The organism is Acrocarpospora corrugata (genome assembly GCF_009687845.1).
GTDB lineage: Bacteria > Actinomycetota > Actinomycetes > Streptosporangiales > Streptosporangiaceae > Acrocarpospora > Acrocarpospora corrugata.
In genome coordinates, this window is the sequence record NZ_BLAD01000071.1 from 46,010 (window position 1) to 66,535 (window position 20,526).

Below are 20,526 nucleotides of genomic sequence, written 5' to 3' on the forward strand. Positions count from 1 at the left end.
CAAATCCGGGAGTATCGGTGCCGTATTCACGGAGAGCGTCGCGGGCGGTGCGGCTGGAGCGGCGGCCAGGAGAGACCGCCGCTCCGGGGGCCGTGAGGGTTCTCAGCGGGCGTGTTTGATCGCCCAGTCGAGGGCGTAGTCGGCCACGGCCTCCCAGCCGGGGGCGCCGCAGGTCCAGTGGTCGCGGCCGGCGAACTCGTGGTATTCGGTCAGTGCGGGCGAGTTCTTGTAGTGCTTGGCGTTCGACTTGTTCACCGACGGCGGCATGATGTGGTCCTTCTCGCCGCCGATGAACAGTAGTGGAGCGCGGTCGGCGTCGTAGTCGACCCAGGTGTCCTGGTGCCCGGGTTTGAAGTTGGCGAACAGGCCGTACTCCCACACCCAGTGGCCGGGAGCGGCGATCGCGTAGCGTTCCCAGACCTCACGGGACTGTTCTTCGGTCAGGGTGTTGGTGAAGGCGTAGTGGAACTCCTCGGGAGTGAAACCGACCGCGCGGTGCCGGTTGGCGGGGTTCTTCAGCGCCGGGAACAGCGATCTGGCCTGCGACAGCGGGTTGACCCTGACCCCCTCGGTGGGCGCGGAGTTGATCACGGCTCCGGCCGAGCCCAGGCCCTTGGCCAGCAGAAGCTGGGTGAGAACGCCACCGAACGAGTGGCCCATGATGATGGGCGGAGTGGGCTCGGCCTGGATGACCGAGGCGAGGTGGTCGACGGTCTCCGGGACGGTCAGCCGCGCGATGATGTCGGGATTCTCGCGCAGCGACTCGACCTCGACCTCGAAGCCGGGATAGGCGGGGGCAACCACCCTGACGCCTTTGGCCTCGTAATGGGCGATCCAGTTCTCCCAGCTCCGGGGGGTTACCCACAGGCCGTGGACGAGGACGACAGTGGTCATGAGACGAACTCCAGAATGTCGGCGTGCGGGCGGGCGCGGTCGGTGTCGGGCAGGGCGTGGCCGCTGGCTGCGTAGATCTTCAGGACGGCGCCGTCGATCATGGAGCGTTCGCCGCCGACCTCGAACGGCACGATCCGGGCTCCGTCATCAGCGGCGGCAAAGGGCACCGTTGCCTCCTTCGGCTCGATTGGCTAAATCGACCGTGCCCCGGGAGCGGGCGCCCGCGTACCACGTGATTCACGTAGTCGTTCAGCCGGCGGCCAGTTTGTCCGCGAACGGGTCAGGCCGGTGGCCGCGGCCTCCCGTAGCGCCGTCTTGCCGATCCCCGGCTCCCCGGTGATCAGAAGTGACCCGCCCGCGACCATCGCGCGCGTGGCCGAGCCGCCGCTGTTCGTCTTCACGACCGAAGAGACCGTGCACGGGACGGCGTCAGGCCGACTCGGATGAAGAGCACCAGACTACGGAAAACACGTGGTCCGGGTGACGAAGGGTTCAGAGCACGATGTGCGGGTCGTCACGACCCAAGGAGAAACATGTCCCGCTTGATCAGGACACTCACCGCCGCCTTCCTGTTAGTCGGCCTCACCTTCGCCACCCCCGCCCAGGCCGACAGGACCCCCGCGCCCAAGCCCACGATCGTTCTCGTGCATGGTGCGTTCGCCGACTCCAGCGGCTGGAACGCGGTCGCCGCCCGGCTGCTCGCCACCGGCCACAAGGTCGTCGCGTTCGCCAACCCGCTACGCGGCCCGCTGGCCGACGGCGAGTACCTCCGCCAGTTCCTGACCACGATCGACGGCCCGATCGTCCTGGTCGGCCACTCCTACGGCGGCGCGGTCATCAGCAACGGCGCCACCGGCAACCCCAAGGTCAAGTCCCTGGTGTACGTGGCCGCGTACGCCCTCGAAGAAGGCGAGAGCGTGGCGGCCGCGAACCAGCTGGGCGGCGGCCACACCGAAGTCACCGACCATCTCCAGGTACGGCCCTACCCGGGCGCCACCGGCGGCGACGGCGACGCCTACATCGACCCGGCCCACTTCCATCGGCTGTTCGCCCAGGACCTGCCCCGCGGCACCACCGCCGTGATGGCCGCGACCCAGCGGCCGGGTGCGCTGGCGGCACTGGTCACCCCGTCCGGGCCGCCGGCCTGGAAGTCGGTGCCGAGCTGGTACCTGGTCGCCAAGCAGGACAACATCATCCCGCCGCAGGCCGAGCGCGCGATGGCCAAGCGCGCCAAGGCCACCACGGTTGAGATCAACAGCTCCCACGTCGCGATGATGAGCCACCCCGACGTGGTCACCTCGCTGATTCTGCGGGCAGCGCGTTGACGATCAACGGAGTCAAGGGCGGTTGATCACGTAGGGCCGCTGACTTGATCAGCGGGTCCGGGGTTCGAGTCCCGGGTGAAAGACCCCAGCTCACAGGCCGTGAGCTGGGGATCTTCGCTTCATGATCGACTTTGCCAGATCGGAGGGCGATCAGTCGGGCTCCGCCGGGCGGAGGAGAATCGCTTCGCGGGGGCAGCACTCCGCGACCTCCTCAGCCAGCGCGATGTCGGCCGGGTCCGTGAGTTCGTGCTCACGCGGGACGGCATGGCGGTCCGGGCCGAGCATGGCGGTCCGGGCCGAGGGTGAACAGCTCGGGTGCGGTCGCGGAGCAGAGCCCGGTGCCGAAACACAGGGCTCGGTCCACCTCCAGATGCCAGGCCATCAGAGTGTGACGGGTAGGGCACGGTAGTCGTTCAACGCCCAGACCTCGTGACGGCGAATCTCCTCCCGCGGTATGGCGAGCCGCAGGTCCGGGAAGCGCTCGATGAGCGTGGCCAGGGCCATCTCGCTGATCAGTCGGGCGACGGCGGCGCCGAGGCAGTTGTGGATGCCGTGGCCGAGGCCGAGGTGGCGCGATCCGGTCCGGGTGAGGTCGAGGCGATGCGGGTCGTCGAAGACGTCGGGGTCGCGGTTGGCCGACGCGATCATGACCATGACCGGCTCACCGGGCGCTATGTCCACCTCCCCCACCCGTACGGCCTCGGTGGGGAAACGCCAGGGGACCGAGGCGACCGGAGACTCGTAGCGGAGCAGCTCCTCGATGCCGGAGGCGGCCAGGATGGCCGGGTCGTCGGAGATCATCTTTCGCTGGTCGGGATGGTCCAGCAGGGCGAGCATCGCGTTGGTGATGAACATCTTGGTCGTTCCGACACCTGCGATGATCATGATGATGACCAGCGCGACCAGCTCGTCCTCGGTGATCCGGCCTTCCTCGTCAGCCGCCCGGATGAAGGCGGAGGTGAGGTCGTCGCCCGGCTCGGCCCGCTTCAGGGCGACGAGTTCGCGCCCGTAGTCGCAGATACGCTCCCGTGCCCCCGGAATCCGCGGGAAATCCGCCGGGTTCGTGGAGATGAGCAGATCCACATCTCTGGCGAGCTCTTCCCGCCGATCCAGTGCGAATCCGAGACGCGTCGCGATCACCGCGGGCGGGATCAGCGCGGCGAACTCCGCCACCAGGTCCTTCTCCTGTCCCAGCTCCCAATCCTGAATGGTCTCGTCGATGACGCGCCGGATGTCCTCCCGCCATCTGTCGACGTTGCGCGGAGTGAACCCGCTCATCGCGCAGCGGCGCACCCTGGTGTGCTCGGGTGGGTCCAGGCCGGGAATGGTCTGCGCCAGGATCGTGCCCCCGCTCACGGACAGCCCCGATGCCTGGAATTCGGCGCTGCCACGCCACTCCGCCGTGCTGAACCGCGTGTCGGCGAGGATGGCCATCGCGTCGTCGTACCTGGTCACGACCCACATGGGGACGTCGCCCACCGGAAACACGTACCGGTGGACGGGTGAGTTCACTCGCAGCCAGTCGAGTGCCGTATACGGATCGCGGAAATAGTCGGGACTGAATAGCTCGAACGGAACGGCCGTATTTGACATACGAGGATTCCTCCCGCTGTTTTACGTCGTCCGCATCGTACCTATGTGTATCCGTCGTCAAACATGAATAATCAACACACTTGGCGGCGGGCCGAAATATCACAGCCTGCGAACGCAATTTGTCAGGAGGGCTGAGCTGGGGTTTCTTATTCGGCGCCCCGGGGTGCGTAGTTGATCGCGGTGAAGGGCCACGCCGAAGTTAGCCAGGTCAGCACTGCGGTGTGGAGGGGCGCGTCGAGGTGAGCGCGATCGGCGCGGACCCAGGACAGCACGTCGACATCCGAGCCGGCCCGGCTGGGCGGTTTGAGGTAGACACAGCCGATGACCTCACCGGTCGACGGATCGAGCACGGTGTAGGTGAACGCGGTCCGGCTGACGAACTCATCAGCGTGACGTCGCAGGTCGCCAAGGTTGAGCCCAAGCGCCATTCCACCGATCGGCGGCCAGTCCCTGCCCACGAAGCCGGGCGTCCGACGAATGTGCTCGATGCTCCCCATCCACGCCGCATGATCGGACACGTTGTGCTCAGGTTGAAGCGGCACCAGGCGGAAATCCTCCGTCACCAGCGCGAGTGGCGGAACAAAACTGTCAGGCACGAGGGCAGGACGCGAATCCGCGTCACTCCGGATGTGCGCGGGGACCGGATGGTGGCCCTTCTGAACATCGGAATAATCACGCGCCTCGCTGACGAGCCCATCGGCGTCAAAGACCAGAATCGTGACACCGGAGACGGTCACCGGGTCCCCATTGAACACGCAGTGCGCCCAATACTCAGCGGAAGCACCGGCCTCAGAGACCGCCGGATCGGCGAACCAGCACCGGGCGGGGACACTCTCTTCCTCAAACGACTCGGCCAAATAGCTCCGCAACCCCTGACGGCCCCGGTACGGACGAAACATGGAGGCCCAGTGAATCCCGTCCTCCGTCTGGAGCGCCACAAGGGCATCGATGTCCTGCGCCGGCCAAGCCACCGCCCAAGTCCGCACCCAACGCAAAGCAGCTTCCCGAACGTCCATGCCGGCGACGCTACCGCTCAGCACTGACAAACCATCGGCCTGACCGATGCGCGCCACCACAAAGCTCGACCCGAACGCCGGACTACTACCATTCCGTGTCGTCTTCGCCGTCGGATCTGCGCGTCAGTCCAGCAGGCCAAGGTACTGAGCGAGTCGTCCCTGTACCTGCGTCAGCAGGTCCTCATCCAAACTGCCACAGCGATCCTCCAGGACAGACTTCATCAGGGGCTGCAAGCCGGGATCCGGATCCAACATTTCTTGAGCACCCCACCTTGCCCCTTCGCGAGTTGCACATCGAAGCGCGTCCGCCGCGAGGTTGACCCAGACATCGGGCAGACAAGAACGAAGGGCCAGTCAGGGTCGCCCATTGGAGTCCACACCGGTCACTACGACGACGGGACGGCGTTCGTCGTGTACGACCCGCTCCTCTTCGGGGATGAGGCGAAGTGCCCTATCGCTGACCAGATAGACGCCGCCCGCGAGGTACGGACCCGGCACTATTCCTCCAGTAGGTGCCGAGTCGCCTCAGCGCGATGGTCAGCAAGGTCCTGGCTTTCGCCTACGAGGTCGTCAATGCCGCCCGGCTCATCCTCAGGCAACGGATTGCGTTCAAGCCAGCGACGCAGTCGGGCCAATCGAGGGCCCAGGTCAGGCAGCGGCGGCCCGCCGGCAAGGTCGAGGCGCGCTTCACGCCGATTTACCTTGATCGCCGCCTGCATCGGCGCGGTTTGATACGTGAGGTCCCGCAATTGCCCGGCCGACCACTGACCGTACTCGGCGAGGACGCCATCGACGATCCGAGCGAACTCTGCGTCGATGACCACCTGCGGCGCGTCCACCAGGTGAATGACGCGTTCGCGGTAACCGGCGTAAGGGTCGACGCTCTCCTCCACGACGATCAGGCCCGCCGCGCATAGATCACGCTCGACCTCGCCGAGCCGAAGACTGTGCGGGCCGTAATGCCGCCACCGCCATTCCACGCCAGAGCCGGATGAGATTCCCTGCTCAACAGCACGGAGGTCGGCCAGGTAGAGGAGTTTGGCTAGTTTTGTGCGGTTTATCCGGACGCCGTAGGTCCGAGCGGTCGCCAAAAGGTAGGCGATAACCGCCGCAGAACCGCGAAGAGGCACAGAGCCCGCCACAGGATCAAGTGTATGCATCCAACTACGCACGCCGACACCACCCCCTACCCGAGTTCGAATGCTTGTTCCATAATACACTCGCTGCCCCACCAGCACTACCGTCCGTGACCGGGATGAGACACGCAAATCCGGAGAGTCCGCCGCCCTCTTGCTCGCCAAGCGACCTTGGCGGCGGGCTCGTGGCCCTTCCAGATGGCGTGTCGATCTATCCCGCATCCTCTGGAATCGTTCAGGTGACCTTGATGGATCGGGTCGCGCTGAAGCAAGGGCAATACTGGTCCGACCCGACGAAGTACACCCGCCACTCGGCCTTGTGCTGGCGGCCGGAGGGCATGTTCGGTTGGGTGGCTTTGGTGGTGAAGTTGATTTCGCCGCGGCCGTTCGTCGTCGCTCGGCCGGTCGCCTTTTTCCAGCTCTTGGTCGGGCCGGCTGTTCGGTGGTAGGCCTCCAGTTGGCCGTCCGGGTACGGCTCGTAGCGCGGCAGACCCGGTTCCGGCGTGTCCCGCGTGTGGGTGACCAGTCTTTTCAGTACGCCGGTGTGGCGGACGTTGCCGCTGGCGGCTACGGAATCCTGAATGTCATACGCCGGGATCTGCGTTTCGAATCTTTTCGCGTGCCGCCAGTTGACCAGGAACTCGATGGCCTGGCTGGTCGCGGCGTGGCCCCGGTTGTCGGGGAACGTCTCAGCGAAATAGTGGCCGGTCTCCATGGCCTGCGTGTCCGCGTGAAATTGGCCGACGCCGTCAGTCCTGGCCGCCGCGACTCCGAGCAGCGTGCCGGTCTCCTCGAATCGGAGAAACAGGTCCACGGTCTCGCCTGGATAGCCGGTCCAGCCGTGCTCCGTCCTGATCTCCAGCCGGCCGGAGAGCCGGACGGGCGAACCGACCTCGCCGGAGTCGGGGGAGACGGCCAGGCTCAGCCGGGTTTCGGCGCGGGCGCCGGGTGCGTGGAGGGTGAAGTCGACCGTGTCCTGGAGCTCTCCGACGGTGATCGTGAGGGTCTGGACGCCTGGCGGGGTGGACGGCGGAAAGGTGTGCCGGGCCTGCCAGGATCGGGCGTCCTCCCCGCCGGGGCCCCGCTCGAACGACAGCTCCGCGCCGGTGGCCAGCCGACCGGTGATCGCGTGCGCGTGCCTGGTGGCGACCTCGACGGTGATGGTCAGCCCGGTCGCGGGATCGATGATCATCGGAATGGGCGTGACGCGGATCGACTCGATCTCGGGGGGCATGTCAGCAGACCTTTCGGTACGGCGCCTCGGGGATGAGACTGGCCCAATCGGATTCCGACAAGGTGGTGCCCGCCCTGGCGCAGACTGCACGTTCTGCCAGGTCAAGGCTGATGGGGTAACGGTGAAGCGTCCCGTCCTCGCCGATACTGCGTAGTTCGTCCTCGGTAAAGGCGAGCGCGCGGACGGGTCCGGAATGCCGCCCGTACGGCCTGCCCACGGGCATGCCTTCGGCGACGTCCCAGATCCGTACCAGTCCGTTCTGGCTGCCGGTCGCCAGGTAGGCGCCGTCCGGGGTGAAGGCCAGCGCGACGATGGGGTCGGTGACCTCGGATTCCAGCCGGGCGCGGGAGGTGAGGTGCCGGATGTCCCAGAGGGCGGCTCCGCCTCGGGAGAGTCCGGTGGCGATGACGGAGCCGTCGGGGCTGAAGGCCAGGGCGCGTACCCCGTCGAGGAAGGGGCCGAATGGCGTTATTTTCGCTTTGCCGCCCGGGAGGTCGACGAGGGCGTTGTTGTCGCCCCCGATGCCCAGGGACCGGCCGTCGGGGCGGACCGCCATGATGTCGCCGCCGGGGGCGGCCAAGGTTCGGATCGGGCGGCGTTTCGGCACGTCCCAGAGTTGGACGCGGGTGTAGGTGCCGTTCCAGGGGGTGAGCGCGAGGGTGCGGCCGTCCGGGGTGAAGGCCAGGCCGGCGACCGCCCAGCCTGGGCCGGTCAGCTTGAGGGCCCCCACCTGGCGTTGTCCGGAAATATCCCACAAGGTGATGGTGGGGGTGTTGCCGTGGCCCACCGCGAGGATGCCGGAGTTGAAGGCGAGTGCGCGGGCGTCCAAGATCTCCGGCGCGCGAAGGGGGCGCCACCGTGCCACGTCCCAGATCCGCAGGCGATCGGCTTGAAACGCCACCGTCCGCCCGCCCGGCCCGAATTCGGCGGCGCCGATCTTCGCTGTGGTCAGGCGCGGCGGGTGGATGTGATCGCCGATCTCGAACGTGGCCACGTCCGCACCGTCGCGTACATAGCGGACAGTCCGCCCGTCAGTGCTGATCCACATATTGAGCACGGCCAGGGCCCGCGTCAGCTCCTGTTCCAGGAGCAGCTGCCCGTCAGCGGTCCGCAGACCCAGCTGGGTGCCGTCGAATGTCAGCAGATGACGACCGTCGTCGGTGTATTTCATCCAGACGACGCCCTCCGCCGCGACCGTGCGCTCACCGATGACGATGTTCTTCCCGTCGCTGACCGCGATCGCCCGATTGCCCGGATTGAAGGCGACCGCGTCAGCCCGTACCACCGGAAAATCGATCTTTCTCCCGCTGGGGAGCTCCCGCAGTTCGAAGCGCCGGTCCCGGAACACGACAGCGGCGGATTTCTCGTCCGGTGACACGTCAACGCTCTCGACGATCTCCGGCGATTCCACCAGCGGGACGTCTGCCCCGACCTGCCAGATCTGCCATCCGCGCTCGCCCACCGAGACCAGCAGCCGGCCACGTGGGCTGAACTCAAGCAGCCGGACACGGCCCCCGAAAGGCGGGCGGATCGCCCTCCCGCTCTTGGTGTCCCACAGCCCGATCTGAGCCCCGCCGATCGCCAGGGTCGAACCGTCCCGGCTGACGGCGACCGCCTGGGCAGGAAAAGCGAACTCGGCCGTCCGGCGATCACGGATCAGATCCCACACGAACACCCGATCACGATTGGCGACGGCCGCGAAATCACCGTTCCAGCTCAGATTGACCTCAACGGGTCCGGACAACTCGGGCCAGCGCGTCACATGCGACTCCCGCTGGGCGAGCGAGGTGTAGAGGGCCGCCCGCGTCTCCCGAACTCCGGCGATCCGCCAGCTCGCCACGCTGAGCAGCATCGCCCGCACCGGATCGGTGTCCCTGATCGCCTCCGCCCGCGCCGCCGTCTGCCGCGCCACCCGCATCTCGTTCTGGTACGCCTCCATCGCCGCCTTGTCCACCGCCACCCCGCCGGCCCCAACCGCCGCCGTCAGCAGTAACCCGAGCACCCCCGCCAGCACCCGCAACCGTCGCGCCCGGCGAATCCGCGCCGCAGTGGCCGCCGCCAGGAACTCCCCCGCCAGACCGGGCGGCGGGCTGAGCGCCTGCTCGACCCTGGCCAGCCGGAACCCCCGATAGAGAAACGACGGATCACGCTCATGCCCGAACCACTCATCCGCGTCGTCCAGCAGCTGGCTGTACAGGATGCGCTCGGTTTCGTCCTCACGCAGCCACCCGCGCAGACGCGGCCAGGCGCTCAGCAGCACATCGTGCGCGATCTCGGCCTGCTCGTCGTGCAGAATGACCAGCCGCTTCGCGGCGAACGCGGCCAGCACCGCCGTGACCTCGGCCGTCTCCCCCAGCTCCACCCGCCGCACGGTACGGCGAACCCCCCGCCCATCCCGCGCCACCCCGGTCATCCGGAGGATCACCTGCCGCGCGACCTCCTGCCGCCCGGCCGGGAGAGCGTGATACACCGCGTCCGCGCTGGTCGCCACCACCAGATCGATCCCGCCGGAGCGCGCGTACCCCCGGCTGGTCAGCCGGTCTTCTTCGCGGTGTTCCCAGGTGACGAGCATGGCCTGGGACAGCAGCGGCAGCGCGCCCGGCCCGGTCGAGCGCAGCCGGGCCAGGATCGTCTCCGTCAGGCCCGGCTCGACGGTCAGCCCGGCGGCGGCAGCGGGGCCGGTGATCGCCTGGCGCAGTTCGGGCTCGGTCATGGGGCCGACCACGAACTGGCCTTCCTGGAGGGCTTTCACCAGGGCGGGGTATTCGGCGCAACGATCCAGGTAGTCGCCGCGTACGCCGAGGACGACCAGAGCTGATGCCGTCATCAAGGACAGGATCTGGATGAAGGTGTCGGCCGTGCCGAGGGTGAACACCTCCTCGAACTGGTCGACCACCAGGATCAGGCGTTCGGAGGATCCCGCGGTGAGCAGGGCCTGCCGTACGGTCAGGTCGGCGTCGGCGGGGTGGTCCAGCAGGGCGCGGCGGACGGCGGCGGCCTGCGAGCCGGCCAGGGCGGCGAGGTGGGTGGCCAGTTCGCCGAGCGGGTCGCGAGTGGGAGTGATCGTTATGCGTGGCCAGGTCGCCGAGCCCGCCGTCAGCGAGCCCCGGGCCAGCGCGGGCAGCAGCCCCGCCCGGAGCAGCGACGACTTACCCGCCCCCGAAGCGCCGGTCACCACGACCATCCCGCTCCCGGTCACCGCCTCCGCGCAGCGCCCCACCAGTTCGGCGGTCAGCCGCTCCCGGCCGTAGAAGATCTCGGCGTGATCCTCCTCGAACGGCCACAACCCCCGATAAGGGCAATCGCCGCCCCATCGCCGCGCCTCCCCCACGGGCCCATTCCTGGTACGGCGTTCAATGAGCGAGACCTTCTCCTCGATCAACCGTAACTGGGTGGACTGATGGCGCAACCGCTCCCGATCCACCCGATGCTCGCGATCCTGGCGAAGCAACGTCTCCTTGATCGAGGACGTGGCCGTGCGTACCTCGGCCAGCAGGAAGGCGAACTCGTCGAACTCCAGGCCCAGCGTGGCGAACGCCTCCGCGAGATGGTCCTGCAGCGCGTCGTCCCCCGCCGTGACCGTGGCCTCCAGCGCCGCCTCGACCGCGCCGACCTCCCGCAACACGGCGGCGACGTCGGCCCTGAGCCTGTCCGCCCGCGCGTCGCCCGCCGCCAGGGCCGCCTCGATCCGCTCGGCCAGCGCCTGCTCGATCTCCTCGGCGGGTGCCGTACGAAACCGCTCAATGGTCTTCGTGATCACCTCGGTCAGCACGTTCGCGCCGACCGACCCGACCACCCCGGCGACCGCACCCCCCACCGCCACCGCCCCGGAGGCGACCAGCACGGGCGCGACAGCGGACGCGCACAACAGGGCGATCAACGCGGACGGCGACATCCTCCGCAGCCCATCCGCCCCGCGCGCCACCATGGCGCGAACCCCGGCCCGTGCGTCGTTCCCGGCTTCCCGGGTCACCCACCGCTCCCTTCGCGGGGAAGAACCGAAACGCCACGCTATAGACGCCGGCTCACCCCCGCACTGGGGCTGACCCCCGTGATTCCCCTAGACGATTCCCTAGGTCCCCCGAACCGGCAGCTTGATCCACTCGCCGTGCTCCGCACCGCGCAGAATGCGGGAAAGCCCGGCGTCGTCGAAGGCCCGCTCGATATCCGTCCATCCCTGGGTGAAGTGGGCCCAGCCGTCGTAGTGGGCGGGGATGACAACGGGCACGCCGAGCACGGCCGCCGCGGCGGCGGCTCGCTCGGAGGTGAGCGTCAGCGGCCTGCCGCCGTCCTTCCTGGGCACCCGTGCCGCCCCGATGAAGAGCACGGCCACATCGATGGGCGGCAGCCTGCGGGCGATCTCCGCGACGGTCCCGATGGAGGCGTTGTCCCCGCTGACGTAGACCCGGGGAAGCCCCTGACCTGACACGACAAAGCCGGTGACCTCGCCGTTCACGTGCCCTTCGTCGTCGCGGGCACCGTCCTCAGGCCCATGCACAGCAGGTACGGCCCACACTTCCAACTTCCCGGCGCCATCCGCCCGAGGCACCTCATAAGTACTCCACGGAGCGACCCCCGCGGCCGGCGCCCCCAGACGCCCCGCGCTCACGGGCCCGGTCAGCACGACCGGCGCCGCCAGAGCGAAGGCCCGGCCACGATCGTCCAGATTGTCCAGGTGCTGGTCATGACTGACCAGCACCACATCGACCGCCCCGAGATCCTCCTCCGACGCGACAGGACCCTCCAGCTTGGTCAGATACCCCTTCGGCCCCGGCGGGTCAAAAGTGGGATCGGTGACGATACGCAACCCCCCGATGTCGATCACCGTCGTTGGCCCTCCGATCACGGTGACCGCGCATTCCTGCCGCTCCGGCCCGATGCGATGCGTCATGACTGGCTCCCCCCGAGCGACGGCCAGTACCGCCATGTCACATATATGCCCGCATGTCCGGCTCTAGCGCGTGAACACCCGGAGAGCCACCTTCGGCCGCAGCAGCGCCGGAGTCGGATCGAGATACCCGGCCACCCGCCAGAACGCGTCCGCCACCGCGACATCGGTGGCTCCCACCCGATGCAGCCGGGCCACATAGCGATTGATCAGCCGAGTGGCCAGCGACCGAGGCCCCTTGATCTCCGGCAGAGCCAGATCCCCGGCGGCGGACAGCTGCCACGCGGGTTCGATCACCTTGGCCGCAGCCCGGTAGAACCGCCCGGCCAGCCCACGGTCACCCCCTTCAAGGCAGGTACGGAGAGCCTCCGCCTCCAGCGACGCCACGGTCATCCCCTGCCCATAGACCGGATTGAAACTACACAGCCCATCAGCAAAGACCAGCAACCCATCCGGATACGCCCGAAGCTTCTCGTAACGACGCCGCAGACTCGCCGGAAAGGTATGCGTGACCACGTCCGAAAGCCGCTCCGACTTCCCGATGACCTCCCGCACATCCGGCGGCGCGATCGTGTCGAGATACGCCATCAGCGCATCCGGCTCCGTCGGCGGATGATCCCCCGCCATACCCGCCACCGTAAGCAGCCAACGGTCACCCTCACAGGCCATGAACGCCATCGCCCGAGTACGCCCGGGAACAGGCCCGACAAGAATCCCCTGCTCAGGCGCGAGCGCGTCCGGCGGCGTACGCATGAAACAACTGGCGTACCGAATACCGACCTGAATCCGCTCCTCCGGAGGACGCGCAAACCCAAGCCGGGAGACCCACTCGATGGACCGGCCGGACCTCCCCAGCGCGTCGACAACCAGGTCCCCCTCGACGACCTCCTCGGCCCCGCCCCCCGCCCGCCGAACGAAACGCGCCCCCGTGACCCGACCCCCCGTACTGACCAGACCGGTGACATCGCACCCATTCACGAACTCCACCCCCGGCAGCGCGGCAACCCGCCCACGCACAGCATGCTCAAGCGTCGCCCGCGTCGGCTGAAGCATCGTGGGCCCCAAATGCCCCCGTACCAACCGATGCCCCGACACCACAAACCGAATTTGCCGCGCCAACTGGGTATGCGGCACACCCTGCGCCCCGAGCTCATCCGCGATCCCCGGAAACAACGACCCCAGCACCTGAGACCCACGCGGCAACAGAACATGCACATGCCGCCCCTGCGGAACCCCCCGCCGATCCCGAGCCTCCGCACCCAGCTCATCACGCTCAACCAGAGTCACCCGATCAAACGCCTCACTGAGCGCCCGCGCCGCAAGCAGCCCACCCATACTCGCCCCAAGCACAACAGCATGCCCACGCCCCATCGCACACCTCCCACCACCAATAACATGACAGCGTTATTGTGTACGTCCCCGCCCAAACCGTGAATACCAAAATGTGCTGTTCTCGCCCCCACACCCACAATCTCGGTCGGCGCACCCGTCACGCCATGAGGGCCGAGTCCACGACGACGCCCCCCGCTAAGCTTTTGACCATGAGACGCCCACTGCTACAGAAGCTTCGGATCGGGGGCTACACCTCGATTCGGCAGGCCGAAGTCGCGCTGGGAGATCTCAATGTGCTGGTAGGCGCCAATGGCGCGGGAAAGAGCAACCTGATCTCAGCGATCGTGCAACTAGCCGAAATGCTGCGCACAGCCAGCCGGGAAAGCCAGGTCCTCATCGCCACCCAATCCGTCACCCTCATGAACCAGTTCGAACTAGACGACCTCATCGTCGTCGAACGAGTCGACGGCGCGACCACGTTCGACCGCCCCGACCCCGAGGGACTACGAGACTGGCTCGCCGACCCTGGGCGAACTCTGGGAAAAAACCTGCTCGGCGACAGACCCTCAACCAAGCCCGCCCTGATCCATCGCGCACTGCGGAGCTGACGCACATCTTCACTTTTGTCAGCGCGTCCCCTGCTACCGGACGAGGTAAGAAACCTCCCGGAGGAGGATGGCGGAGCCGGGGAATTCGGCGAGGGTGGAGGGCATGAGTCGAATTCGGGGAATTCTGGTTCTGGTGGCGGTGGCGCTGGTGGTCGCGGCGTGTGGAGCGCAGGAGCCGATCGCTTCGGGGCATGGGTCGCACTCGGGGACCTCGGGCGCGGTGGTGGTGCAGCCGTTGCGGGATGGCGAGCGGTTCGTCACGCTGAAGATGCTGGCGGCGTACACGCCCAAGGGTCCGAACGGCGGGACCGACGATTACCGCTGCTTCCTGATCGATCCGGGATTGGGCGGTGAGCAATTCCTCACCGGGGCCCAGTTCCTCCCGGAGAACCTGGCCATCGTGCATCACGCGATCTTCTTCAGGCTCACCCCTCAGCAGGCCGCGGAAGCCAAAACCCTGGACGCGGAAACACCGGACCAGGGATGGACCTGCTTCGCCGACGCGGGCGTACGGGAAGCCGGATGGGTCTCCCACTGGGCACCCGGCACCAACGAGACCCTGCTGGACCCCAAGTACGGCCACCCCATCCCCACCGGCAGCCAACTGGTCATGCAGGTGCACTACAACGCCCTCGGCGGCCCCGGCTCCGACCAATCAGGAATCCGCCTCCGCGTCACCGACAAACCCCTCGAACCCCTGGGCACCGCCCTATTCCCCGGCAAAGTCGAACTCCCCTGCACCCCGCAGGAATCCGGCCCCCTCTGCGACCGCCAGGCAGCCATAACCGACATCGGCCGCCGCTTCGGCCAGGAATCCATGGCCACCGCCGACCAACTGGCCCAACTCTGCGGCCCCTCCACCCCCGGCCCCACCCAACACTGCGACATCCCCGTCGAAGAACCCGGCCTCCTCCACGCCCTGGCCGGCCACATGCACCTCCTGGGCCGCTCCATCAAAGTAGAACTAAACCCCAACACCCCCGCCGCCCAAACCCTCCTAAACGTCCCCAACTACAACTTCGACGACCAAGCCCTCCGCCCCCTCAAATCCCCCATAGAAGTCAAATCCGGCGACACCATCCGCGTCACCTGCACCCACGACGCCACCCTCCGCTCCCAACTCCCCCAACTCCAAAACCAACCCGCCCGCTACGTCGTCTGGGGCGAAGGCACCAGCGACGAAATGTGCCTAGGCATCGCCATAATGTCCCCCCTCCCCTAAGAACAAGCCGTCAACTGCTCACCACTACCCAGCACCGAATTGGGCAACAACAAGCCCTAAAACATCCACGTCAAAGTCCATAACCCCATGAGCAGTGACAGGCAAGGGATGACGGCGGCTCCGCCCAACTCATGGCGGTCGACCCGGATACTCGTAGTTCTCGGCCGCCCAAGCCCCGGTCCCCGTCACAGCGACCATGTCGTCCCAATGCCAAACAACTCGGCGTTACCCGCCGACGCCCCCATATGTCCCGGCTTGACCGCGCCGGTGCCTGAACGCTCCGACCCACCAACCCCGCCCGAAGACCACCAAGGGCAATCTCCGCCTCATAAGTCGTATCCCGGCTTGGCCGCGCCTGAGTCTGGACGCTCCGACCTTCTCAACCCCGGCCGAAGGCCACCAAGGCAATCTCCGCGCCATAAGTCGTATCCCGGCTTGGCCGCGCCTGTGTCTGGACTGAGGAACGCAGGGTCGCGGAGCGGCCCGGAGTGACGAGGGAAGACACAGGCTCCCCAGCGGCCAAGCCCGCCGATCCGAAGGATCGGCCATAAATACAGTCGGGACCGGACAGTCCCCCAACTGTCCGGTCCCGACTTCACTAAGCGGTACCGCCGAGGCGCCCTCCCCCAAAGGCGGCCTGGGCGGGTTCCCCCGCTTGGGACGCGGTTCCCCTCCCGCATCCTTGTGACATATAGCCTGTGTGGCGGCTTTCCAGCCCCCTTGACCTGCTTCCAAGCTACAGAACTGACCCTATGGAAGTCGTCATGAACGGGTGCATAGTTGGTCTGCATGTCAGGGGCTTGGCAGGTTGAGCTTGACCTCCGTGCCCTTCTCCAGAGATCGGGTGACCGTGCAGTGCCGCTGGTGCACGCGTTCCGCGATTTCGGCGAACTTCTCGGGTGTCAGGCTTTCTGGGAGTTCTACCTCGTAGGTGACCGTCACCGTCTCCAGCAGCGTGGGTTCGGCTTTGGTGGCGGAGATCGAGACGGCGAGGTGCGGGAGGCGGTGGCCGCGCTGGGCGGTCAGGGGCTCCACGGTGACGATGTTGCAGGCTCCGACGGCGGCGAGCAGGAGTTCGACGGGGCTGAAGACGCCCTCGTCGGTGACGCTGCCGATGGTGATGCGCGCGCCGCGCTCGTTGCTGGCGACGAAGCCGTCTGGGGTGCGTTCCACGTGTACAGGCGCCATACGGGCACCCTACTCCGAGATCACTCCGAGATATTTTCGAGATGTTCGGCCGAACCCGTGAACAGGATCGGGAGCTCCCGCGTACCTCAGGGTGCAGAGCGAAGGAGTGCGATGAACATCAACGAAGGCCAGGCCCACCGCAGTGCCCGCTTCCCCGGGGCACATCGTGTCGAGATGGTGATGGGCACCCCGGTCGGCATCGATATCCGGACGGCGCTGCCCCAGCGGGAGCTGCGGCCGCTGCTCGACGACGCGTTCACCTGGCTGCGCTGGGTGGATGAGACCTTTGACGGGAGCAGGTCGACCAGCCAGGTGAGCCGGCTGGCGCGGGACGAGATCTCGCTGACCGAGTGCGCGCCGGAACTGGCCGAGGTGCTGAAGCGCCGGAGCGAGCTGCGGGCCTCGATCGGCAAGGAGCCGGCCCCGGCCGGGTATGTGAAGGGCTGGGCGGTCGAGCGGGTCTCGCGGGCGCTGGCCGCGGCGGGCGCGGTCGATCACTGCGTGAGCGCGGGCGGCGACGTGCGCGTGCGCGGGTCGGCCCGGCCGGGCGTGCCCTGGCGGATCGGGGTGCGGGATCCGATCCGGAGCGCCAAGGAGCGGCTGCGCGGGCTGCGCGACGAGAGCAGCCACGCGGTGCGTACCGTGCTGTTCGCCCATGATCTGGCGGTGGCCACGTTCGACCGGCCGGATCGGTCGAGCGGGATCGCCGGGGTGACCGTGGTCGGCCCGGACCTGGCGGACGCGGGCGCGTACGCCGCCGCGCTCTACGCGATGGGCCCGGCCCGCGCCAGACGGATCGCCCGGACGCTGGCCCTGCCCAAGGACACCCAGGCCACCCCCTACGACGTGCTGATCCTCACCTCCGATGGTGAGGCGGTGACCACTCCGGGCTTTCTCGCGTACGCCCCTGAGAGCATGGCGGGATAGCCGGGCGGCTAACCCTCCTCGCCGGAGTTCTTGAGCGCGTCCGGATGTTGCGCCAGGTAGTCGATGTAGATCGGCCGCAGGGCTTCGCCGAGTTCGCCCTCTCCCGCTCCGAGCGCGTCGCTGAGCAGTGCGGACACCCGGCTGAGATCGTTCGCGGTCTCGTCGGAGTGTCCGCTCGCGGCTTCGGCCGCGGGGATCACTTTCAGCAGGTCCCACAGGAATCCGAAGTCGCCGTGCCGGACCGCGTAGCGCACCGAGCGGTCGTGCAGTTCTTTGGCGGACAGCTGCGCCAATTGATCGACGTCCATCTTCACCCACCCCCACATGGTGATTTCCCCCAGGATCACCACTTATGCACACATAACGTGACGATATGCTCGCCCTATGAGGCATCCCTTCCACACGCTGCGCAAACCGGTGCAGGCGTGGAAGGATCACAGCTGTGATTAAGGTCATCGTCAAGATCTTGGTAGTCGCCGCGTCCCTCTGGGTCGCCACTCAGGTGGTGGACGGCATCACCGTCGACAGCAGCGACACGACCAAGCAGATCGGCACGCTGCTCGCGGTCGCGCTGATCTTCGGCATCATCAACACCCTCCTGAAGCCCATCATCAAGGTGGTCGGCTGCGCGTTCTACGTGGTCACGCTCGGCCTGTTCGCGCTGGTCGTCAACGCCGGTCTGCTCTACCTGACGAGCTGGATCGCCGACCAGATCGATCTGCCGTTCCACGTCGCCGGCTTCTGGGCGGCGTTCTGGGGCGCGATCATCATCGGCATCATCTCCTGGCTGCTCGACCTGATCCTCGGTGTCAACGACTGATCGGGTCGTCCTCGACGGAACCACGCTGACCTGCGCGCAGGTCAGCGCGATCGCCTCGGGCCGCCCGGTCGCGCTCGGCTCGACCGCGGCGGCCGAACGTTCCTGGCGCACCGCCACGGCACTGTCCGGTCCGGTGTACGGCCGGACCACCGGCGTGGGCGCGAACAAGGACGTGACCGTCCACGACCGGGGCCGGGATCTGCTGCGCAGTCACGCCGCCGCGGCCGGGCCCCTGATCGGTCCCGAGCGGGCGACGGCGATGATGGCTGTCCGGCTGAACCAGTTGCTCCGCGGCGGTTCCGGGCTTGACCCGGCCCTGCTTCCCGTCCTGGCGGAGGCGATCAACCGGCGGGCGATCCCGCCGATCCGCGAGTACGGGGCGATCGGCACCGGCGATCTGAGCGCCCTGTCGACGACTGCCCTCTGCCTCCTGGGCGAAATTTCGTGGAACGGCCCGGCATTTCCGCTGGCCTCCGCCGACGCGCTCCCGTTCATCAGCTCCGGCGCCCTCACCCTGGCCGACGCCGCCCTCGCCATCCACGACCTGCGCCGACTCCTCGAAGCCTCGATAAGAGTCACCGCGAAGACCTGGCAGGCGGTGCGCGCCTCAACGGAACCCCTGGCCGCCGCCGTCCAGCACACAGCCGTCGCCGCCACTCTCCGAGAACTGCTCCCGGCCATCGAGCCCGCCAGAATCCAAGACCCATACGGCTACCGCGCCTATCCCCAAGTCCACCAAGCCGCCTTCACCGCCCTGCAAAATGCCGAAATTTCGGTCACCGAAGCGATCAACTCCGCCCTGGAGAACCCGCTCATCACCACCGAAGCCCACCACAACGGCAACTTCCACACCGGCCCGATAGCGCTCACCCTCGACACCCTGCGCGCCGCCCTGGCGCAGACCGCGTCCCTGTCGGCCGCCCGCCTCGCCACCCTGATGGAACCCTCCTACACCGGCAGGCTCCCCTTCCTGGCCGCCACCGAGGGCGCCTCCGGCCTGATCATCCTGGAGTACGTCGCCCACGACGCCCTCGCCACCCTCCGTCACCTGGCCACCCCGGTCACCACGGGCACCGCCGTACTGTCCCGGGGTGTCGAGGATCACGCGGGCTTCGCCACCCAGGCCGCCCGCATGTGCGGGGCCACGCGCGAGCCGTACGAGATCGTCCTGGCCTGTGAACTGCTCTCGGCCGAACGGGCTCTCAACGGCCCCGAGCCCGACCGGCCGATCGACATAGAAGCGGCCCGGCGAAGGCTAGACGGCTCCCACTGACGTACGCTCGCGCAGGAGCGGCTCCTGGGTGATGCGGCGACGCCGGATGGTGCCGTCCGCGGCGCCGAGCACCAGCCGGACGGCGGCCTGCACGATCCCGTCCAGGTTCCAGTTCACGCTGGTGAGTCCCAGCAGTTCCGACATCGGATGGTCGTCGTATCCGAGCACCGACACATCCCCGGGCACGGTGAGTTTCAGCTCGTTGGCGGCCATCAGCACGCCGTACGCGATGGAGTCCGAGAAGCAGAACACCGCGCTCGGCCGTTCGGCGGCGGCCAGGATGGCGCGGGCGACCTCGGTGGCGGGGGCCAGGCCCTGCGGGCAGGTGATGACCTCGATATCGAGGCCGAGCCGCCGCGCCTCGTCGTGGACGTGCATGTCGGCGGGCCGGTCGGGGGTGCTGGCCCGGGTCGGGGTGAGCACGGCGACGCGCCGGTGGCCCATGCCGCGCAGGTATTCCAGCGCCATGGTGACCCCGCTGTGGTTGTCGAAGACGACTTCGGCGGCGGTGCGGGCGTCCTTGAGCGCGTCGCCGATCACGACGATGGGCAGTGAGTCGGCCAGCCGGGGCCAGAAGTCCGCGGCGGGGTCCACGGGCTGGACGATCAGGCCGTCCACGCCGCGCAGTTGCCGGGCCAGCGTGCTCTCCCGGTCGGGGTCGCCGGCCGCGTCGAGGATCAGCGCGTAGTGGTCCTTCTCGCGCAGCGTCCGCCCGATGCCGACGGCCAGCGACTGCTGCCACAGGTCTTCGAGCGACCCGCAGAGCACGCCGATCATGCCGGTCTTGCCGCTGGCCAGGGCCCTGGCGATCGGGTCGGCCTCGTAGCCGAGCTCGGCCGCCGCCCGCTGCACCCGCCGCTGGGTCTCCTCGGAGACCTGCATGCCCCGCAGGGCGTAACTGACCGCCGCCGGTGACAGGCCGGTCGCCTTGGCCACCTCGCGAATCGTCGCCCTCTTGCGCTGAGGCATCAGATCAGCCTACGCCTGCTCCTTGACACAAAAGGGGTGAAACGGTTCACTGAAGCGTATCAGTGAACCGTTTAACCTCATGAGTGTTCCATTCAGGTGCG

The 20,526-nt window shown here is 67.7% G+C and carries 19 protein-coding genes; 6 read left to right on the top strand and 13 right to left on the bottom strand.

What is annotated here, in order from left to right; all coding sequences use genetic code 11:
• Positions 1-102: 102 nt before the first annotated feature.
• A complete protein-coding gene (locus Acor_RS28370; protein ID WP_155339822.1) occupies positions 103-894 on the bottom strand; it encodes an alpha/beta hydrolase in 792 nt (263 codons plus the stop codon).
• Positions 891-1,061 carry a hypothetical protein gene (locus Acor_RS28375; RefSeq protein ID WP_155339823.1) on the bottom strand — a complete coding sequence of 57 codons (171 nt, stop codon included), beginning with the start codon at positions 1,059-1,061 and terminating at the stop codon, positions 891-893. Before Acor_RS28375 ends, Acor_RS28370 begins: the two co-directional genes overlap by 4 nt.
• Positions 1,062-1,427: 366 nt before the next feature.
• On the opposite strand from Acor_RS28375, the gene Acor_RS28380 reads away from it, so the two are divergent.
• Positions 1,428-2,219, top strand: a complete 792-nt coding sequence (locus Acor_RS28380; RefSeq protein ID WP_155339824.1) for an alpha/beta fold hydrolase — start codon at positions 1,428-1,430, stop codon at positions 2,217-2,219.
• Between the two features lie 150 nt (positions 2,220-2,369).
• On the opposite strand, the gene Acor_RS45605 is transcribed toward Acor_RS28380, so the two are convergent.
• From Acor_RS45605 to Acor_RS28420, 8 genes are all read right to left on the bottom strand, one after another.
• Entirely contained in the window at positions 2,370-2,504 is a 135-nt protein-coding gene (locus tag Acor_RS45605; RefSeq protein WP_281353272.1) for a hypothetical protein, read from the bottom strand.
• A 96-nt stretch (positions 2,505-2,600) separates the two neighbouring features.
• Positions 2,601-3,812 (bottom strand): cytochrome P450 family protein, encoded by a 1,212-nt coding sequence (locus Acor_RS28390; RefSeq protein ID WP_155339825.1) that lies wholly within the window; start codon positions 3,810-3,812, stop codon positions 2,601-2,603.
• Between the two features lie 146 nt (positions 3,813-3,958).
• A complete protein-coding gene (locus Acor_RS28395; protein WP_155339826.1) occupies positions 3,959-4,885 on the bottom strand; it encodes a nuclear transport factor 2 family protein in 927 nt (308 codons plus the stop codon).
• Between the two features lie 440 nt (positions 4,886-5,325).
• Positions 5,326-5,970 (bottom strand): Panacea domain-containing protein, encoded by a 645-nt coding sequence (locus Acor_RS28400; protein ID WP_155339827.1) that lies wholly within the window; start codon positions 5,968-5,970, stop codon positions 5,326-5,328.
• Between the two features lie 229 nt (positions 5,971-6,199).
• The gene (locus Acor_RS28405; protein WP_155339828.1) at positions 6,200-7,198 is read right to left on the bottom strand and encodes a hypothetical protein; all 999 of its coding nucleotides are present in this window, start codon (positions 7,196-7,198) and stop codon (positions 6,200-6,202) included.
• A 1-nt stretch (position 7,199) separates the two neighbouring features.
• A complete protein-coding gene (locus Acor_RS28410) occupies positions 7,200-11,171 on the bottom strand; it encodes an AAA family ATPase (protein ID WP_155339829.1) in 3,972 nt (1,323 codons plus the stop codon).
• A gap of 99 nt (positions 11,172-11,270) precedes the next feature.
• A complete protein-coding gene (locus Acor_RS28415; RefSeq protein WP_174876207.1) occupies positions 11,271-12,089 on the bottom strand; it encodes an MBL fold metallo-hydrolase in 819 nt (272 codons plus the stop codon).
• A 63-nt stretch (positions 12,090-12,152) separates the two neighbouring features.
• Complete coding sequence (locus Acor_RS28420) at positions 12,153-13,421, bottom strand: FAD-dependent oxidoreductase (protein WP_155339830.1); 1,269 nt, start codon at positions 13,419-13,421, stop codon at positions 12,153-12,155.
• A gap of 206 nt (positions 13,422-13,627) precedes the next feature.
• Here Acor_RS28420 and Acor_RS28425 point away from each other — a divergent pair, with 206 nt between their 5' ends.
• Together Acor_RS28425 and Acor_RS28430 are read left to right on the top strand one after the other, a co-directional pair.
• Positions 13,628-14,026, top strand: coding sequence for an AAA family ATPase (locus Acor_RS28425; protein ID WP_218034536.1), 399 nt, complete (start codon positions 13,628-13,630; stop codon positions 14,024-14,026).
• A gap of 103 nt (positions 14,027-14,129) precedes the next feature.
• Positions 14,130-15,248, top strand: a complete 1,119-nt coding sequence (locus Acor_RS28430) for a monooxygenase (RefSeq protein ID WP_155339831.1) — start codon at positions 14,130-14,132, stop codon at positions 15,246-15,248.
• A 792-nt stretch (positions 15,249-16,040) separates the two neighbouring features.
• Here Acor_RS28430 and Acor_RS28435 read toward each other — a convergent pair.
• Positions 16,041-16,436 carry an OsmC family protein gene (locus tag Acor_RS28435; RefSeq protein ID WP_155339832.1) on the bottom strand — a complete coding sequence of 132 codons (396 nt, stop codon included), beginning with the start codon at positions 16,434-16,436 and terminating at the stop codon, positions 16,041-16,043.
• 111 nt (positions 16,437-16,547) lie between these two features.
• On the opposite strand from Acor_RS28435, the gene Acor_RS28440 reads away from it, so the two are divergent.
• Positions 16,548-17,363 carry an FAD:protein FMN transferase gene (locus Acor_RS28440; RefSeq protein ID WP_155339833.1) on the top strand — a complete coding sequence of 272 codons (816 nt, stop codon included), beginning with the start codon at positions 16,548-16,550 and terminating at the stop codon, positions 17,361-17,363.
• An 8-nt stretch (positions 17,364-17,371) separates the two neighbouring features.
• On the opposite strand, the gene Acor_RS28445 is transcribed toward Acor_RS28440, so the two are convergent.
• Positions 17,372-17,713 carry a hypothetical protein gene (locus tag Acor_RS28445; RefSeq protein WP_246239201.1) on the bottom strand — a complete coding sequence of 114 codons (342 nt, stop codon included), beginning with the start codon at positions 17,711-17,713 and terminating at the stop codon, positions 17,372-17,374.
• Positions 17,714-17,808: 95 nt separating this feature from the next.
• Between Acor_RS28445 and Acor_RS28450 the strand changes: the two genes are divergently transcribed.
• Positions 17,809-18,183 (top strand): phage holin family protein, encoded by a 375-nt coding sequence (locus Acor_RS28450; RefSeq protein ID WP_155339857.1) that lies wholly within the window; start codon positions 17,809-17,811, stop codon positions 18,181-18,183.
• Positions 18,170-19,456, top strand: a complete 1,287-nt coding sequence (locus Acor_RS28455; protein WP_155339834.1) for an aromatic amino acid lyase — start codon at positions 18,170-18,172, stop codon at positions 19,454-19,456. The genes Acor_RS28450 and Acor_RS28455 overlap by 14 nt, the downstream gene beginning before the upstream one ends.
• Here Acor_RS28455 and Acor_RS28460 read toward each other — a convergent pair.
• The gene (locus Acor_RS28460) at positions 19,439-20,425 is read right to left on the bottom strand and encodes a LacI family DNA-binding transcriptional regulator (RefSeq protein ID WP_155339835.1); all 987 of its coding nucleotides are present in this window, start codon (positions 20,423-20,425) and stop codon (positions 19,439-19,441) included. The two genes, Acor_RS28455 and Acor_RS28460, sit on opposite strands and share 18 nt — an antisense overlap.
• Positions 20,426-20,526: the final 101 nt, after the last annotated feature.

Bases quoted from the DNA above. Each gene is read 5' to 3' on its own strand.
- Acor_RS28420 (WP_155339830.1), bottom strand. From the start codon at position 13,421: ATGGGTGGGCTGCTTGCGGCGCGGGCGCTCAGTGAGGCGTTTGATCGG.
- Acor_RS28405 (WP_155339828.1), bottom strand. From the start codon at position 7,198: ATGCCCCCCGAGATCGAGTCGATCCGCGTCACGCCCATTCCGATGATC.
- Acor_RS28370 (WP_155339822.1), bottom strand. From the start codon at position 894: ATGACCACTGTCGTCCTCGTCCACGGCCTGTGGGTAACCCCCCGGAGC.
- Acor_RS28425 (WP_218034536.1), top strand. From the start codon at position 13,628: ATGAGACGCCCACTGCTACAGAAGCTTCGGATCGGGGGCTACACCTCG.
- Acor_RS28435 (WP_155339832.1), bottom strand. From the start codon at position 16,436: ATGGCGCCTGTACACGTGGAACGCACCCCAGACGGCTTCGTCGCCAGC.
- Acor_RS28430 (WP_155339831.1), top strand. From the start codon at position 14,130: ATGAGTCGAATTCGGGGAATTCTGGTTCTGGTGGCGGTGGCGCTGGTG.
- Acor_RS28460 (WP_155339835.1), bottom strand. From the start codon at position 20,425: ATGCCTCAGCGCAAGAGGGCGACGATTCGCGAGGTGGCCAAGGCGACC.
- Acor_RS28380 (WP_155339824.1), top strand. From the start codon at position 1,428: ATGTCCCGCTTGATCAGGACACTCACCGCCGCCTTCCTGTTAGTCGGC.
- Acor_RS28415 (WP_174876207.1), bottom strand. From the start codon at position 12,089: ATGACGCATCGCATCGGGCCGGAGCGGCAGGAATGCGCGGTCACCGTG.
- Acor_RS28390 (WP_155339825.1), bottom strand. From the start codon at position 3,812: ATGTCAAATACGGCCGTTCCGTTCGAGCTATTCAGTCCCGACTATTTC.
- Acor_RS28440 (WP_155339833.1), top strand. From the start codon at position 16,548: ATGAACATCAACGAAGGCCAGGCCCACCGCAGTGCCCGCTTCCCCGGG.
- Acor_RS45605 (WP_281353272.1), bottom strand. From the start codon at position 2,504: ATGCTCGGCCCGGACCGCCATGCCGTCCCGCGTGAGCACGAACTCACG.